General features: G+C 73.0%; 10 protein-coding genes and 1 pseudogene. 9 read left to right on the forward strand and 2 right to left on the reverse strand.

The window, feature by feature from the left end:
• Positions 1-61 precede the first annotated feature (61 nt).
• The 5 genes from ACIQMU_RS20485 to ACIQMU_RS20505 all read left to right on the forward strand — a co-directional run bounded on the left by ACIQMU_RS20485 (position 62) and on the right by ACIQMU_RS20505 (position 7840).
• Positions 62-2161 (forward strand): xanthine dehydrogenase family protein molybdopterin-binding subunit, encoded by a 2100-nt coding sequence (locus ACIQMU_RS20485; protein ID WP_402689379.1) that lies wholly within the window; start codon positions 62-64, stop codon positions 2159-2161.
• 165 nt (positions 2162-2326) lie between these two features.
• Positions 2327-2785: an ATP-binding protein gene (locus tag ACIQMU_RS20490; protein ID WP_352240810.1), complete on the forward strand. Its 459-nt coding sequence runs from the start codon at positions 2327-2329 to the stop codon at positions 2783-2785.
• Positions 2786-2960: 175 nt separating this feature from the next.
• Positions 2961-4373, forward strand: coding sequence for an NADP-dependent succinic semialdehyde dehydrogenase (locus ACIQMU_RS20495; protein WP_402689380.1), 1413 nt, complete (start codon positions 2961-2963; stop codon positions 4371-4373).
• Between the two features lie 43 nt (positions 4374-4416).
• Positions 4417-6795, forward strand: a complete 2379-nt coding sequence (locus ACIQMU_RS20500; protein ID WP_402689381.1) for a phosphoketolase — start codon at positions 4417-4419, stop codon at positions 6793-6795.
• Between the two features lie 85 nt (positions 6796-6880).
• Positions 6881-7840, forward strand: a complete 960-nt coding sequence (locus tag ACIQMU_RS20505; RefSeq protein WP_352241010.1) for a D-2-hydroxyacid dehydrogenase family protein — start codon at positions 6881-6883, stop codon at positions 7838-7840.
• 55 nt (positions 7841-7895) lie between these two features.
• Here the strand turns inward: ACIQMU_RS20505 and ACIQMU_RS20510 are convergent, their stop codons facing one another.
• A complete protein-coding gene (locus ACIQMU_RS20510) occupies positions 7896-9011 on the reverse strand; it encodes a chemotaxis protein (RefSeq protein WP_402689382.1) in 1116 nt (371 codons plus the stop codon).
• 340 nt (positions 9012-9351) lie between these two features.
• Between ACIQMU_RS20510 and glsA the strand changes: the two genes are divergently transcribed.
• Positions 9352-10746, forward strand: a complete 1395-nt coding sequence (gene glsA, locus ACIQMU_RS20515; protein WP_352240806.1) for a glutaminase A — start codon at positions 9352-9354, stop codon at positions 10744-10746.
• Here the strand turns inward: glsA and ACIQMU_RS20520 are convergent.
• Entirely contained in the window at positions 10709-11518 is an 810-nt protein-coding gene (locus tag ACIQMU_RS20520; protein ID WP_352240805.1) for an endonuclease, read from the reverse strand. The two genes, glsA and ACIQMU_RS20520, sit on opposite strands and share 38 nt — an antisense overlap.
• 363 nt (positions 11519-11881) lie before the next feature.
• Between ACIQMU_RS20520 and ACIQMU_RS20525 the strand changes: the two genes are divergently transcribed.
• The 3 genes and pseudogenes from ACIQMU_RS20525 to ACIQMU_RS20535 all read left to right on the forward strand — a co-directional run.
• A complete protein-coding gene (locus tag ACIQMU_RS20525; RefSeq protein WP_352240804.1) occupies positions 11882-12094 on the forward strand; it encodes a hypothetical protein in 213 nt (70 codons plus the stop codon).
• 126 nt (positions 12095-12220) lie between these two features.
• Positions 12221-13375 (forward strand): methyltransferase, encoded by a 1155-nt coding sequence (locus ACIQMU_RS20530; protein ID WP_352240803.1) that lies wholly within the window; start codon positions 12221-12223, stop codon positions 13373-13375.
• 149 nt (positions 13376-13524) lie between these two features.
• Positions 13525-14375: pseudogene (locus ACIQMU_RS20535) on the forward strand (acyl-CoA dehydrogenase family protein); the annotation flags it as partial.
• Between the last annotated feature and the right edge of the window lie 287 nt (positions 14376-14662).

Below are 14662 nucleotides of genomic sequence, written 5' to 3' on the forward strand. Positions count from 1 at the left end.
CGCCCGCCTGCCAGCGTCCGCAACCCACCGCCCGCCCCACCGACCCCGAGGACACACCGCCATGACCACCCCAGCCCCGCAGTTCCCCGGTGCGCCCGTCGTCCGCAGAGAGGCGTGGGACAAGGTCACCGGCACGGCCCGTTACGCGGCCGATCACACGCCGGACGGCTGCCTGTACGCCTTGACCGTCCCGGCCACCGTCGCGCGCGGCCGGGTCACCGCCGTACGGGCCGTGGACGCCCTCGCCGTACCCGGCGTGCACTCCGTCCTCACCCACGACAACGCGCCCCGGCTCCAGGAGCCCGACGACCCGACCCTCGCCGTGCTCCAGGACGACCGGGTCCCGCACCACGGCTGGCCGATCGCCCTGGTGCTCGCCGAGTCCCCGGAGGCCGCCCGGACAGGCGCCGGGGAACTCCACGTCGAGTACGAACGCGACCCGCACGACGTGACCCTCACCGACGACCACCCCGGCCTCTACACACCGGAGGAGGCCAACGGCGAGCAACCCGCCGTCCGGGTGCGCGGCGACGTGGAACCGGCCCTGGCCGCGGCGGACGTCCAGGTCGACGTGACCTACCGGATGCGCGCGCTGCACAACCACCCCATGGAGCCGCACGCCGCCACCGCCGTCTGGGCGGACGGGCGCCTCACCGTCCACGACTCCAGCCAGGGCTCCACCAAGGTCCGCGAGAGCCTGGCCCAGGCGCTCGGCCTGGAGGCGGACCGGATCACCGTGGTATCCGAGCACGTCGGCGGCGGCTTCGGCTCGAAGGGCACCACCCGCCCCCAGCCGGTCCTGGCGGCGATGGCCGCCCGGCACACCGGGCGGCCGGTGAAGCTGGTCTTCCCCCGGGCCCAGCTGGCGGAGGTCGTCGGCCACCGGGCCCCCACCATCCAGCGGGTCCGGCTCGGCGCGGGAGCGGACGGAGTGCTCACCGCGGTCAGCCACGAGGTCGTCACCCAGACCTCCACAGTGAAGGAGTTCGTCGAGCAGGCCGCCGTGCCCGCCCGCGTCATGTACGCCTCGCCGCACAGCCGGACCGCCCACCGGGTCACCGCCCTCGACGTCCCCAGCCCTTCCTGGATGCGTGCCCCGGGGGAGGCGTCGGGGATGTACGCCCTGGAGTCCGCCATGGACGAGCTGGCCGCCGCGCTGGGCCTGGACCCCGTGGAACTGCGGCTGCGCAACGAACCGGGGACCGAACCCGACAGCGGCCGCCCCTTCAGCAGCCGCGGCCTCGCCGCCTGCCTGCGCGACGGCGCGGCGCGGTTCGGCTGGCACGACCGCGACCCCCGGCCCGCCACCCGCCAGGAAGGCCGGTGGCTCATGGGCACGGGCGTGGCCGCGGCGACGTACCCCGTCCTGGTCTCCCCGTCCACCGCGAGCGCCCACGCCGCGCACGACGGCACCCTGCGCGTCGAGGTCAACGCCACCGACATCGGCACCGGGGCCCGCACCGTGCTGGCCCAGATCGCCGCCGACGCGCTCGGCGTCGACCCGCAGGCCGTACGCATCGGCATCGGCAGCACCGACCGGCCCGCGGCGCCGCTGGCCGGCGGTTCCTCCGGCACCGCCTCCTGGGGCTGGGCGGTGCACAAGGCCGCGGCCGCACTCGCCGCCCGCCTCGCGGAGCGTGCCGGGCCGCTGCCCGCCGACGGGATCACCACCACCGCCGACACCGCACAGGAGGCCGGAGAGGAGTCCCCGTACGCCCGGCACGCCTTCGGCGCGCACTTCGCGGAGACGGCCGTCGACGCCGTCACCGGCGAGGTGCGGGTGCGCAGGCTGCTCGGCGTGTACGCCGCCGGACGGATTCTCAACGCGCGCACCGCACGCTCCCAGTTCACCGGCGGCATGGTGATGGGCATCGGCATGGCCCTCACCGAGGGCTGCGACCTCGACCCGGCCTTCGGCGACTTCACCGCCAGGGACCTCGCCTCCTACCACGTGCCCGTCTGCGCCGACACGGCCGACATCCAGGCGCACTGGATCGAGGAGGACGACCGCCACCTCAACCCGATGGGCTCCAAGGGCATCGGCGAGATCGGCATCGTCGGCACCGCCGCCGCCATCGGGAACGCGGTCCGCCACGCCACCGGCGCCCGGCTGCGCGAACTGCCCCTCACCCCGGACGCCCTGCTGCCCTACCTGCTGTGACCGGACCCCGCCGCCACCGGCACGGACGGCCCCCTGTTGCGCGTCCGGCGTAGGCGGCGCACCCTAATGAGTGACCCAGAAGTGATCAGTGCTCACGCTTCGTGTTCGGGGGTCGTTCGTACGACGGGGTGAAGTCCGTGGGCCTCGTGGTGAGGAGCCTCGACGATGACCGTTCCACTCGACCGGCACTACTCGGTCGAACCGCAGGTCTCTGCGGAGCGCATTTCCCAGCTGCGGCGGATCGTCGCCGCGCACCTGCGTCACTGGAGCCTCGACCTGCACGTCCGGCCGGTGTGCCGGGCTCTGGACGAGCTCCTGACCAACGTCCACCGGCATGTCGGCGACGACAGCGACTGCGTCCTCGAACTCCGCTGGACCGGACGGCTCGTGACCGTGTCCGTCGCGGACAACAGTGCCCGGATGCCCAGGCTGCTGCCGGCGGGCGGCGGCCTGAGCCGGGTGATGGCCCTGAGCGACAGCTGGGGCACCTGCCGGACCCCGGAAGGAAAAGTGGTCTGGTTCACCCGCTACGCCGAGGCGCCACGGCCCGCGGGGCTGCTCCCGTACACCCCGCCGCCCGGCGTCCGCACCGCCCGCCGGACCCCTCTCGCCGCGCTCGTGTGACGCCCTGAGGGCGATGGCGCCGAGGGGCGGCCCCGCACACCCGGCCGACGCGAAACGTGCCGCTGGGCACGCATGATCCGCGTCGGCCGGGTTACCTACGGGGTGGGGAGGGCCGCGTTGCGCGGACCGGCGCGGCGCGGCACGGTCGCAGTACCGATCCAAGGAGGCCACTGCCATGCCCATCGCGACGGTCAACCCGGCGAACGGCGAACTGATCAGGTCCTTCGACGCCTTCGGCGAGGAGGAGACCGAACGCAGGATCGCCGCCGCCGCGGAAACCTTCCGCCAGTACCGCTCGACCCCCTTCGAGCAACGCGCGGCCTGGCTGAACCGGGCAGCCGACCTCCTCGACGAGGACCGCGACACCATCGCCCGCACGATGACGACCGAGATGGGCAAGCCGATCACGGCAGCCCGCGCGGAAGCCGCCAAGTGCGCGAAGGCGATGCGCTGGTACGCCGCCCACGCCGAGGGGCTGCTCGCCGACGAACACCCGGACCCCGACGACGTACGCGACTCGGGCGCCACCCGCGCGCTGGTCCGCTACCGTCCGCTCGGCGTGGTCCTCGCCGTGATGCCGTGGAACTTCCCGCTCTGGCAGGTGGTGCGCTTCGCCGCGCCCGCGCTGATGGCCGGCAACGTCGGGCTCCTCAAGCACGCGTCGAACGTCCCGCAGACCGCCCTCTACCTGGAGGACCTCCTCCACCGTGCGGGCTTCCCCGCCGGCTGCTTCCGTACGCTGCTCATCGGCTCGGGCGCCGTCGAGGCGGTCCTGCGCGACCCCCGGATCGCGGCGGCCACCCTCACCGGCAGCGAACCGGCGGGGCGCTCCGTCGCGGCCACCGCCGGTGACGAGGTGAAGAAGACCGTGCTGGAACTCGGCGGCAGCGACCCCTACGTCGTCCTGCCCTCGGCGGACGTGGAGAAGGCCGCCGCCACCGCCGTCACCGCACGCGTCCAGAACAACGGCCAGTCCTGCATCGCCGCCAAGCGCTTCATCGTGCACGCCGACGTCTACGACACGTTCGCCGAGCACTTCACCGCCGGAATGCGCGCCCTGACCGTCGGCGACCCGCTGGAGGACGCCACCGACATCGGCCCCCTCTCCAGCGAACAGGGCCGCGCCGACCTGGAGGAACTCGTCGACGACGCCGTCGGACGGGGCGCCGGGGTGCTGTGCGGCGGTCGCCGTCCCGACAAGCTCGGCGGCGGCCTGGAGAACGGCTGGTTCTACGAACCCACCGTGCTCGCCGACATCACCGTCGCCATGCGCGTCCACCGTGAGGAGACCTTCGGCCCGGTCGCCACCCTCTACCGGGTCGCCGACCTCGACGAGGCGATCCACCTGGCCAACGACACCCCCTTCGGCCTCAGTTCCAACGTCTGGACCCGCGACCCGGGCGAGCGGGAACGCTGCGCCCGCGACCTGGAGGCCGGCGGGGTCTTCTTCAACGGCATGACCGCGTCGCACCCCGCCCTGCCCTTCGGCGGGATCAAGCGCTCCGGCTACGGCCGTGAGCTCGCCGGACACGGCATCCGCGAGTTCTGCAACGCCACCACGCTCTGGTACGGACCCGAGAAGTCCTGACGCCCCCGCCCGTGCGCCGTCACCCGACGAGGAGACCCGCCCCGTGAGCGACACCCGCACCCCCTCCGCACCCTCCGACGACGAGATCGCCGCGCTCGACGCGCACTGGCGCGCGGCCAACTACCTCGCCGTCGGCCAGATCTACCTGATGGCCAACCCCCTGCTGACCCGGCCGCTCGTCCCCGAGGACGTCAAACCGCGGCTGCTCGGCCACTGGGGCACCTCACCGGGGCTCAACCTCGTCCACACCCACCTCAACCGCGTGATCAAGGCCCGCGACCTGAGCGCCCTGTGCGTGTGGGGACCCGGCCACGGCGGCCCCGCCGTCCTCGCCAACTCCTGGCTGGAGGGCAGCTACTCCGAGACCTACCCGGACGTCGGCCGGGACGCCGAGGGCATGGAGCTGCTGTTCAGGCAGTTCTCGTTCCCCGGCGGCGTGCCCAGCCACGTCGCCCCCGAGACCCCCGGCTCCATCCACGAGGGCGGTGAACTCGGCTACGCCCTCGCCCACGCCTACGGAGCCGCCTTCGACCACCCGGACCTGGTGGTGGCCTGCGTGGTCGGCGACGGCGAGGCCGAGACGGGGCCGCTCGCCGCGTCCTGGCACGGAGACAAATTCCTCGACCCGGTCCACGACGGGGCCGTCCTGCCCGTCCTCCACCTCAACGGCTACAAGATCGCCAACCCGACGGTCCTCGCCCGGATCCCCGAGGAGGAACTGGACCAGCTGCTGCGCGGCTACGGGCACGACCCCCTGTTCGTCACCGGCGACGACCCGGCCGCCGTCCACCGGGCACTGGCCGCCGCCATGGACACCGCCCTCGACCGCATCGGCGCGTACCAGCGGGCCGCCCGCGAGGAGGGCGCGACCGAGCGTCCCCGCTGGCCCATGATCGTGCTGCGCACCCCCAAGGGCTGGACCGGCCCCGAAGAGGTCGACGGACTGCCCGTCGAGAACACCTGGCGCTCCCACCAGGTCCCGCTCCCCGGCGTCCGCGACAACCCGCAGCACCTGCGGCAGCTGGAGGCATGGCTGCGCTCCTACCGCCCCGAGGAACTCTTCGACGCCGACGGCCGCCCCACCGGGCAGGTCCTCGCCTGCGTCCCCGAGGGACAGGCCCGGCTCGGCTCCACCCCCTACGCCAACGGCGGGCTGCTCCTGCGCGACCTCCCGCTCCCCCGCCTGGAGGACCACGCCGTACGGGTCGACAAGCCCGGCACCGCCCTCCACGAGCCGACCAAGGTCCTCGGCGGCCTGCTGGAGAGCGTCATGGCGGCCACCGCCGACCGCAGGGACTTCCGGGTGGTCGGCCCCGACGAGACCGCCTCCAACCGGCTGGACGCCCTCTACCGGGCCACCGGCAAGGCGTGGCAGGCCGGCACCCTGACCACCGACGAACACCTCTCCCACGACGGCCGGGTGATGGAGGTGCTCTCCGAACACCTCTGCCAGGGCTGGCTGGAGGGCTACCTCCTCACCGGGCGGCACGGGCTCTTCTCCAGCTACGAGGCGTTCGCCCACATCGTCGACTCCATGGTGAACCAGCACATCAAATGGCTGCGCACCTCGCGCCGGCTGCCCTGGCGGCGGCCCATCGCCTCGCTCAACTACCTGCTCACCTCGCACGTCTGGCGCCAGGACCACAACGGCTTCTCGCACCAGGACCCCGGCTTCGTCGACCACATCCTCAACAAGAGCCCCGAGGTCGTGCGCGTCTACCTCCCGCCGGACGCCAACACGCTGCTCTCCGTCGCCGACCACGCGCTCCGCAGCCGGGACTACGTCAACGTCATCGTCGCCGGGAAGCAGCCGACGTTCGACTGGCTCACCCCGCCGGAGGCCCGCGCCCACTGCGCGCGCGGGGCCGGGGCCTGGGAGTGGGCCGGCACCGAGGACGGCAGCCGGGAACCGGACGTGGTGCTCGCCTGCGCCGGGGACGTACCCACCCAGGAGACGCTGGCCGCCGCCGACCTGATCCGCCACCACCTGCCGGAGCTGGCCCTGCGGGTCGTCAACGTCGTCGACATCGCCCGCATGATGCCGCACACGGAGCACCCGCACGGCATGCCGGACTCCGAGTACGACGCCCTGTTCACCCGCGACAAGCCGGTGATCTTCGCCTACCACGGCTATCCGTGGCTGATCCACCGCCTGGCCTACCGCCGGACCGGCCACGCCCACCTGCATGTGCGCGGCTACCGGGAGGAGGGCACCACGACCACACCGTTCGACATGGTCGTCCGCAACGACCTCGACCGCTACCGGCTGGTGATGGACGTCATCGACCGGGTGCCCGGCCTCGGAGTCCGCGCCGTCGCCGTACGCCAGGAGATGGCGGACGTCCGCACCCGCCACCACGCCTGGATCCGCGAACACGGCACGGACCTGCCGGAGGTCGTGGACTGGACGTGGGGCGGCTGACGGCGCAGATCACCGGGGACTGTTCCGCCGGACCGGGCGATGAGCGATCATGGTCGACGCCACGAGACCCACCGGAGGGGCCGCCATGAAACTGCGCTGTGCCGTGATCGACGACTTCCAGTCCGTCGCCACCACCGTCGTCGACTGGTCGCCCGTGACCGACGACGTCGAGGTCGTGTCGTTCACCGAGCACCTCGCCACCGAGGACGGGGCGGCCGCCGCGCTGGCCGGCTTCGACATCGTGGTGACCCTGCGCGAGAGGGTGCCCTTCCCGGCGGAGCTGTTCGCCCGGCTGCCCCGGCTGCGGCTGCTGATCGCCTCCGGCATGCGCAACTCCGTCATCGACTTCGACGCCGCACAGCGGCACGGCGTCGTCGTCTGCGGCACCTCCAGCTCCTCCACCCCGCCCGTCGAGCTCACCTGGGCGCTGATGTTGGCCCTGGCGCGCGGGATCGTCCCCGAGGCGGAGGCCCTGCGCACCGGCGGGCCCTGGCAGTCCACCCTCGGGGCGGATCTGCACGGCCGGCGGCTCGGCCTGCTGGGACTCGGGAAGATCGGCGCCCGGGTGGCGCGGGTGGGCCTGGCCTTCGGCATGGACGTCCTGGCCTGGAGCCAGAACCTCACGAAGGAACGTACCGACGAGGTCGGGGCGACCCTGGCCGCCTCCAAGGAAGAACTGCTGGCCGCCGCCGACTTCGTCTCCGTGCACCTGGCGCTCGGCGAGCGGACCCGCGGCCTGATCGGCGCGGCCGAGCTGGCCCGGATGCGCCCGACCGCGTACCTGGTCAACACCTCCAGGGCGGCCATCGTCGACACGGACGCCCTGCTCGCCGCGCTGCACGCCGGGGCCATCGCCGGGGCCGCGACCGATGTGTTCGACATCGAGCCGCTCCCTGCCGGCCACCCGGTGCGTACGGCGCCGCGCCTGCTGGCCACCCCGCACCTGGGTTATGTGTCCCGCGCCAACTACACGACCTACTACGGCCAGGCCGTGGAGAACATCAGGGCGTTCCTCGACGGGCAGCCGGTCCGCCGCCTGGGCTGACGGCGGGCCGGGCGGCCCGGCGGAGGCTTCCCGTAACCCCGGTCGGGGGCCCTCGTCAGTAGCGCAGGGCGGCCGCGATCCGGCCGTGCTCCGCCAGTGAGTCGTCCCGCACGAACGCCACGTCGGTCCCGCTGTCCAGCGCCGCTTCGATCAGCTCGTCGACGATGTCCTCGCGGACCGTGGCGTCCGCGCCGGGGGCGCTTCCCTCGGGCACCGGTTCCAGGTGCTCCTCGGTCACCTGCACGGCCGCCCGGAGGTGCTCCTCGACCGCGACCAGAGCCGCGCGGCCCTGCTGGACGGCGGCCCACACCTCGTCGAGGCCCCCGGCGAAGGAGTGGGCGCCGCGGGCCTTGTCGAGCCGGTCCTCGACGTCCGCGGCCAGGTGCCGAGCGCCCTCCTCGAGAGCGGGGCGCAGTTCTTCGAGGACCTGGGCGGGCGGCAGATCGGCCGGCGCACCCTTGGCGACCCGGCCGAGGGCCGACGCGGCGCCGGCGCCGACCTCGTCCAGCAGCGCGAGGGCCGGTGCCAGGCCCATCACGTAGAGCGGGCGCGGGTCCGCGGCGAGCACCGCGCGCAGCTTCTCGTCGACCGTACGGAAGAAGTTCCGGGTCTCCTCGTCGCTGAAGGTGCTCGGGGTGTCCCCGATCCGCTCCTCACGCTGGGGGTTCGGCGGCTCCTTCGGCGCGGTGAGCGGGAAGCCGCCCGTCTCCTCCGGCCGGATGCCGTCATCCGTGCCGGTCCACAGCGTGGCGTGGTCGGCGGCGACGGTCAGCGCCCGGAACGGCCGCGTCCGCGCCTTGGCCGCGACGAGGTTGCGGGTGAGGTAGGTGTCGCTGAGCACCACCCGTTCGGGCGCGGTGCGCGGAAGCTGCCAGATCCAGTGCTCGTCGGTGCAGGCCAGGATCACCAGGGAGTCCAGCGTCCCGCGCGGGTCCACCTCGCCCACCGCCCGCTCCAGCCGGTCCAGCAGAGCGGCCCGAACCTCACGGCTCACCCGCGGATCGGCGTCCAGGCGGTGACCGGCCTCGGTCACCAGGTTCCGCAGGCGGATCGCGTCCTGGGCGTTGTCCGGGGCCTTGCGGTGGGTCGGCATGGTCAGGGACAGCGCCGGATAGGGCCGGGTCGCCCGCAAGTCCCGCAACAGGTCGGCGGTCAGGGCATCCGTGTCCATCGTTCCCTCCCAGGGCTCGAACCCGCTCCCGTATGAAGCAGATGCTTCGACGAGTCAATTCATACCTTTTGATCCTAATATGGGCGAGTCGTCGCTCCGGGAGGGCGGAAGGTGCGTGCGGTCCATTCCTTCGGCGTCCGCTGAGGCGGCGCTGAAGTCCTTTCAGGCGGCGCCGGACCACCCCCCTCGGGGGCCGGCGCCCGGCGGGACCGCCGATGCCTCCACGCGCTCGGGCTCGCGCTCCTGACTCCTCCGATGGAAGGACCGTCCGTGAAAGCGAACCTCCCCGCACGCCGGGCATACTGCCGCCGCGCCGCCCGCGGCTGAGGGGGCGCGGTCCGTGAGCGCCGCAGACGCGGTGACCGACTCGCTCCAGAGCCTGCGCACGCGGTTCGCCGCCGTGCGCGAGGGGAAACCGGCCGACTACATCCCCCAACTGGCCCTCGCCGACCCCGACGCCTTCGGGCTGGCACTGGTCAGCATGGACGGACACCGCTACAGCGCCGGCGAGGCCGACGTGCCCTTCACCCTCCAGTCCGTCTCCAAACCGTTCGTCTACGCCCTCGCGCTCTCCCTCCTCGGCCTGGACGAGGTGAGCCGCTGGGTCGGCGCGGAGCCGAGTGGCGAGGCGTTCAACGCCATCAGTCTCGAACCCGGCACGGGCAGGCCCGCCAACGCCATGGTCAACGCCGGCGCGATCGTCACCACCGCCCTGATCCCCGACGCCCCCGACGAACCCGCCTTCGACCGGATCCTGCACTGCCTCGGCCGTTTCGCCGGGCGCGAACTGGACGTGGACGAAGAGGTGTTCGCATCGGAGTCGGTGACGGGGGACCGCAACCGGGCGCTCGCGTACCTGGTCCGCTCCACCGGCGCCATGCCCGTCGACCCGGTCCGGGCGGTCGACCGCTACTTCCGCCAGTGCGCGGTACGCGTCACCGCCGTCGACCTCGCCGCGATGGCCGCGACGCTCGCCTACGGCGGCGTGAACCCGGTCACCGGGGAGCGGGTCGTCTCCGCCGGGGTCGCCGCCCGGGTTCTCGCCGTCATGGCCACCTGCGGCATGTACGACGGCTCCGGAGAATGGCTGCTGCGCGTCGGCCTGCCCGCCAAGAGCGGGGTGTCCGGCGGGCTCATCGCGGTGGGCCCCGCCCGCTTCGGACTCGCCGTCTACAGCCCGCCGCTGGACGCCACGGGCAGTTCGGTGCGCGGCCACGCCGCACTCGCGGCGCTCTCGGAACGCTACGGGCTGCATCTCATGCTCAACCCCGCGCTGCCGGGCTCCACCGTCACCCTGGTCACGACGGCGGACGATCTTCCGTCGGCGCCCTCGACCGCGCACGAACGGGTACTCCACGAGCGGGTGGGCGTCGTCGCCGCGCAGGGGTCCATCGACTTCACGGCCGCGGAGCGCGTGCTGTACGCCCTGGACGAGTCGGGGCCGGACGGTGGCTCCGTCGTGCTCGACCTGCACGACGTCACGTCCGTCGACTCCGTGGCCCTGGCGATGCTGCACACCGGGCTCGCCCGGCTCGCCGCCGACGGGCGGCGCGCGTCGGTGGTCGATCCGCACGACCTGCTGGGCCCGCCCGATCTCGTACGGGAGCGGACCGGCCAGGACCTGCCGCGCCACGCCACGCGTGAGGACGCCGTGGAAGGCTGCGCGCGGGCCCTGGCCGGGGAGGGCCGAGCCGGGACTACCAGATGGCCCCGACCCACTCGGGGTGGTCGATGAACGGGTTCCGGTTGTGCTGGAACCGCTCGAATATGACGTCGTTGCGGCGCTTCTCGAAGGTGTCCGGCGGGTCCTCCCGGTTCCACTGCTTCAGGACGGACAGCCTGCCCATCCTCGGCGCGGATCCGTTGCTCACCCGGTCGTTCGGTTCCAGGTCGGCGAAGGAGTCGCCGCCCTCGTACCGCACCGCCATGTAGAGGATCATGCGGGCGACGTCGCCCTTGACCTCGTCGCGCGGTTCGAAGGAGTCGCCGTCGGTGAAGTTGCCGGGCGCGTTGCCCAGTTCGCCGCCGCCGTTGTCGAAGTCCTTGTTTCCACGCGTGGAGTTGACCTGGACGTCGGTGGGCCGCAGATGGTGGACGTCGGTGCCCGGACCGGTCGCCGTGCCGAAGTCGCCGTGCGACTTGGCCCAGACGTGCTCCCGGTTCCAGTCGCCCGAGTTGCCGCCGTTGTCGTACTTGGACTGGGAGCGCCCGGTGTACAGCAGGAGGACGTTGGAGGAGTTGGCGGGGTCCTCGTCGGTGGCCCTGAGGGCGTCCCACACCCGGCTGTAGGAGAGCTTGGTCTGGTCGCTGATGATCGTGTGCAGGGCGGATTTCAGCTCGGTGCCGGACTTGCCGAGCGCGTCCTGGTAGTAGGTGTCGTCGAGGGCGGCGGCACGGTGGGCGGGTGAGGGGTCCGCGGGAGCCGCGGCCGCGGTGCCGGTGAGCACGGTGACGGCTGCCACCGCGGCCAGCAGTGGACGCGCGTAGAACGAGTGACGACGGGACATGGGGAGTGTCCTCTCCGAAACGCGGCCACCGCGACGAGGCCCTGGCGGAAGCCGGTCGCGGTGGCCGTGCGGTAGGTGGTCGGCCGGAGCCTTCCACACGCACCGTGGCTCATGGGTGAACACACTGTATCCATCATGTGCAGGTCAAGAAAGAGGGTGCGAGGCCCCGGCCGGACCAGGGATGCCGGGACTCGGAGGTGGTTCCGGTACCCGCCCCGGCAGCCGTACCCCCCCCGCGGAGGCGGACGCGGCGGGTGCCGTCCGACGACGGCGCCCGGCCGTGCGACGGCGACGCGCCGCGACCCTCTCGGATGCGCTCAGGTCCCCGCGGCGCGAGAATTGCCGCAAGGACGAGGAGGCGGCATGAGCGAAGAGCCCGAACCCATCACCGCGGCCGTGTCGGGGCCGGCGGGCGTCACGCCCGACCGGCTGCTGCACACGGGCGCGAGCGACCGGCCCAGCGCGGAGGACCTGGTACTCGCCTCCGGGCGGGACCTGACGCCGGACACCCTGGAATGGGCGCGGCGCAAGCTGGCCGCCGAGGGGCGGTCGGCCATCGACAAACAACTGCCCTGAGGGCCCCGCCCGCCCGCCGGAGCGTCCGGCGGGCGGGCGTGCGGAGCCGTGCGCGGAGGTGGGGCCGGCCGGGGAGCCGGGGAACATGCGGGGTGTCCCGGCTCCCTCGGCTAGCCTGAGTGACATATGAACCGTTTGACGACCTCACAGGGCGCTTTCGAGCTCGCCCGCTTCCCCGAGCACCCGCGCGATCCCTTCCGGGCGTGGGACGCCGCCGACGAATACCTGCTCCGGCAGCTGACGGACCCCGAGACGGGCCCGGTCGACCTCTCGGGGACGGTCGCCGTCGTGGGAGACCGGTGGGGAGCGCTCACCACCGCGCTGGCCGCACACCGGCCCGTCCAGATCAGCGACTCCCACCTGGCCCGCCGCGCCACCCTCGCCAACCTCGCCCGGAACGGACTCGACCCGGACGCGGCGCGGCTGCTGTCCTCCCGCGACACCCCGCCCGACCGGATCGACGTCCTGCTCGTGCGGGTGCCCAAGTCCCTGGCGTTCCTGGAGGACCAGCTCCACCGGATCGCCCCCGCCGTCCACTCCGGCACCGTGATCATCGGCACCGGCATGGTCAAGGAGATCCACACCTCCACGCTCAAGCTCTTCGAGCGGATCATCGGCCCGACCCGCACCTCCCTCGCGGTGCGCAAGGCGCGGCTCATCTTCTGCACCCCGGACCCCGCTCTGCCGCGCACGCCGAGCCCCTGGCCGTACCGCTACGACCTGCCCGCCGACGTGGGCCCCGTCTCGGGTCTGACCACCGTCAACCACGCGGGGATCTTCTGCGCCGAGCGCCTCGACATCGGCACCCGCTTCTTCCTGAAGCACCTGCCCACCCGCGGCGGGGCCGTCCGGGTGGTCGACCTGGGCTGCGGCAACGGCGTCCTCGGGCTCTCCGCCGCCCTCGCCAACCCCGAGGCGCACGTCACGTTCGTCGACGAGTCGTACGGGGCGGTCGCCTCCGCCGAGGAGACCTTCCGCACCGGTGCGCCGGAGGGCGCGAAGGCCGACTTCCTGGTCGGCGACGGTCTCGGCGACCTCGACCCGGGCAGCGTCGACCTGGTGCTGAACAACCCGCCCTTCCACTCGCACCTCGCCACCACCGACGCGACCGCCCGCACGATGTTCGCCGGGGCGCGGACCGCGCTGCGGCAGGGCGGCGAACTCTGGGTCGTGGGCAACCGGCACCTCTCGTACCACACCCACCTGCGCCGCATCTTCGGGAACTGCACCACGGTCGCGGGCGACGCGAAGTTCGTGGTCCTGCGCGCCGTCAAGCGCTGACCCCCAGCGGCGCACCGTACCGGCGGCCCCTCTCCCGGCCCGGAAGGGCCGGGCGACGGGCCGCCGGCCCTTCCGGATTCCTGCAACGCGTTCTACTGTGTGCGCCGCCGCACACACGGACGACGCCGAAGCGAGACTCTGGAGGGGCCGTGCACCTCGAATACACGCCTGAGCAGCAGCGGCTGCGTACCGAACTGCGCACCTACTTCGCGGCCCTCGTGCCCGACGGCGCCTACGCCCGCCACGCCGAGCCCGCCGCCCAGAAGCGCTTCTACCGCGACACGGTCCGCAGGCTCGGCGCCGACGGCTGGCTGGGGGTCGGCTGGCCGAAGGAGTACGGCGGCCGGGGGCTGACCCCGATGGAGCAGTTCATCTTCTTCGACGAGGCCGCGCAGGCCGGCGTACCGCTGCCACTGATGGCCCTGAACACCGTGGGGCCCACGATCATGCGGTTCGGCACCGACGAGCAGAAGGCCCACTTCCTGCCCGGCATCCTCGCCGGCGAGGTCGACTTCGCGATCGGCTACAGCGAACCGGGCGCGGGCACCGACCTCGCCGCCCTGACGACGCGCGCCGTCCGCGACGGGGACGAGTACGTCGTCGACGGACAGAAGATCTGGACCACCACGGCGACACCGCCGACTGGGTCTGGCTCGCGGTGCGCACCGACCCCGACGCCCCGCCGCACCGGGGCATCACGATGCTCCTGGTCCCCACGAGCGACCCGGGCTACTCCTGCACCCTGATCAACACCCTCGCCTCCCACGACACGACCACCGGCTACTACGAGAACATCCGCGTCCCGGTGTCCCGCCGCGTCGGCGAGGAGAACCAGGGCCGGCGTCTCATCACCAACCAGCTCAACCACGAACGCGTCACCCTCGCGGCCCACGGCACGATGGCGGTCCGCGCCCTGCGCGACGTGCGGCGCTGGGCCGCCGACACCGGGCTCGCCGACGGCCGGCGGGTCATCGACCTCGGCTGGGTCCGCGCCCTGCTCGGGGGGCGCCCGTGATCGCGTCCGCGGCGGTCCGCGTGGCGGGCGGGGCCGTGAGCCGCCGTGGTGGGGGCACCGTGCGAGAGCCGCATACCCCTCCGGGGTACCTCGGTCCGGGAGTGTGGCGACCGTCCGAACACCGCGACCGGCCCCGGCCGTTGTCCGTTCCGCACTGCCGGAGGAGCCCCTCCCCGGCTTAGGTTCTAGCGGTCCTCGCAACACTCATGATCGATGGGAGTTGCGAGGACCGTGGGCGGTAAGAGGCTTGATCCGGCGTTGAAGAGGCGTTT

Source organism: Streptomyces sp. NPDC091649, assembly GCF_044756785.1.
In the GTDB taxonomy this organism is placed as follows: Bacteria; Actinomycetota; Actinomycetes; order Streptomycetales; family Streptomycetaceae; genus Streptomyces.

Coding starts and splice junctions, on each gene's coding strand:
- ACIQMU_RS20485 (WP_402689379.1), top strand. CDS start 62: ATGACCACCCCAGCCCCGCAGTTCCCCGGTGCGCCCGTCGTCCGCAGA.
- ACIQMU_RS20490 (WP_352240810.1), top strand. CDS start 2,327: ATGACCGTTCCACTCGACCGGCACTACTCGGTCGAACCGCAGGTCTCT.
- ACIQMU_RS20495 (WP_402689380.1), top strand. CDS start 2,961: ATGCCCATCGCGACGGTCAACCCGGCGAACGGCGAACTGATCAGGTCC.
- ACIQMU_RS20505 (WP_352241010.1), top strand. CDS start 6,881: ATGAAACTGCGCTGTGCCGTGATCGACGACTTCCAGTCCGTCGCCACC.
- ACIQMU_RS20510 (WP_402689382.1), bottom strand. CDS start 9,011: ATGGACACGGATGCCCTGACCGCCGACCTGTTGCGGGACTTGCGGGCG.
- ACIQMU_RS20520 (WP_352240805.1), bottom strand. CDS start 11,518: ATGTCCCGTCGTCACTCGTTCTACGCGCGTCCACTGCTGGCCGCGGTG.
- ACIQMU_RS20525 (WP_352240804.1), top strand. CDS start 11,882: ATGAGCGAAGAGCCCGAACCCATCACCGCGGCCGTGTCGGGGCCGGCG.
- ACIQMU_RS20530 (WP_352240803.1), top strand. CDS start 12,221: ATGAACCGTTTGACGACCTCACAGGGCGCTTTCGAGCTCGCCCGCTTC.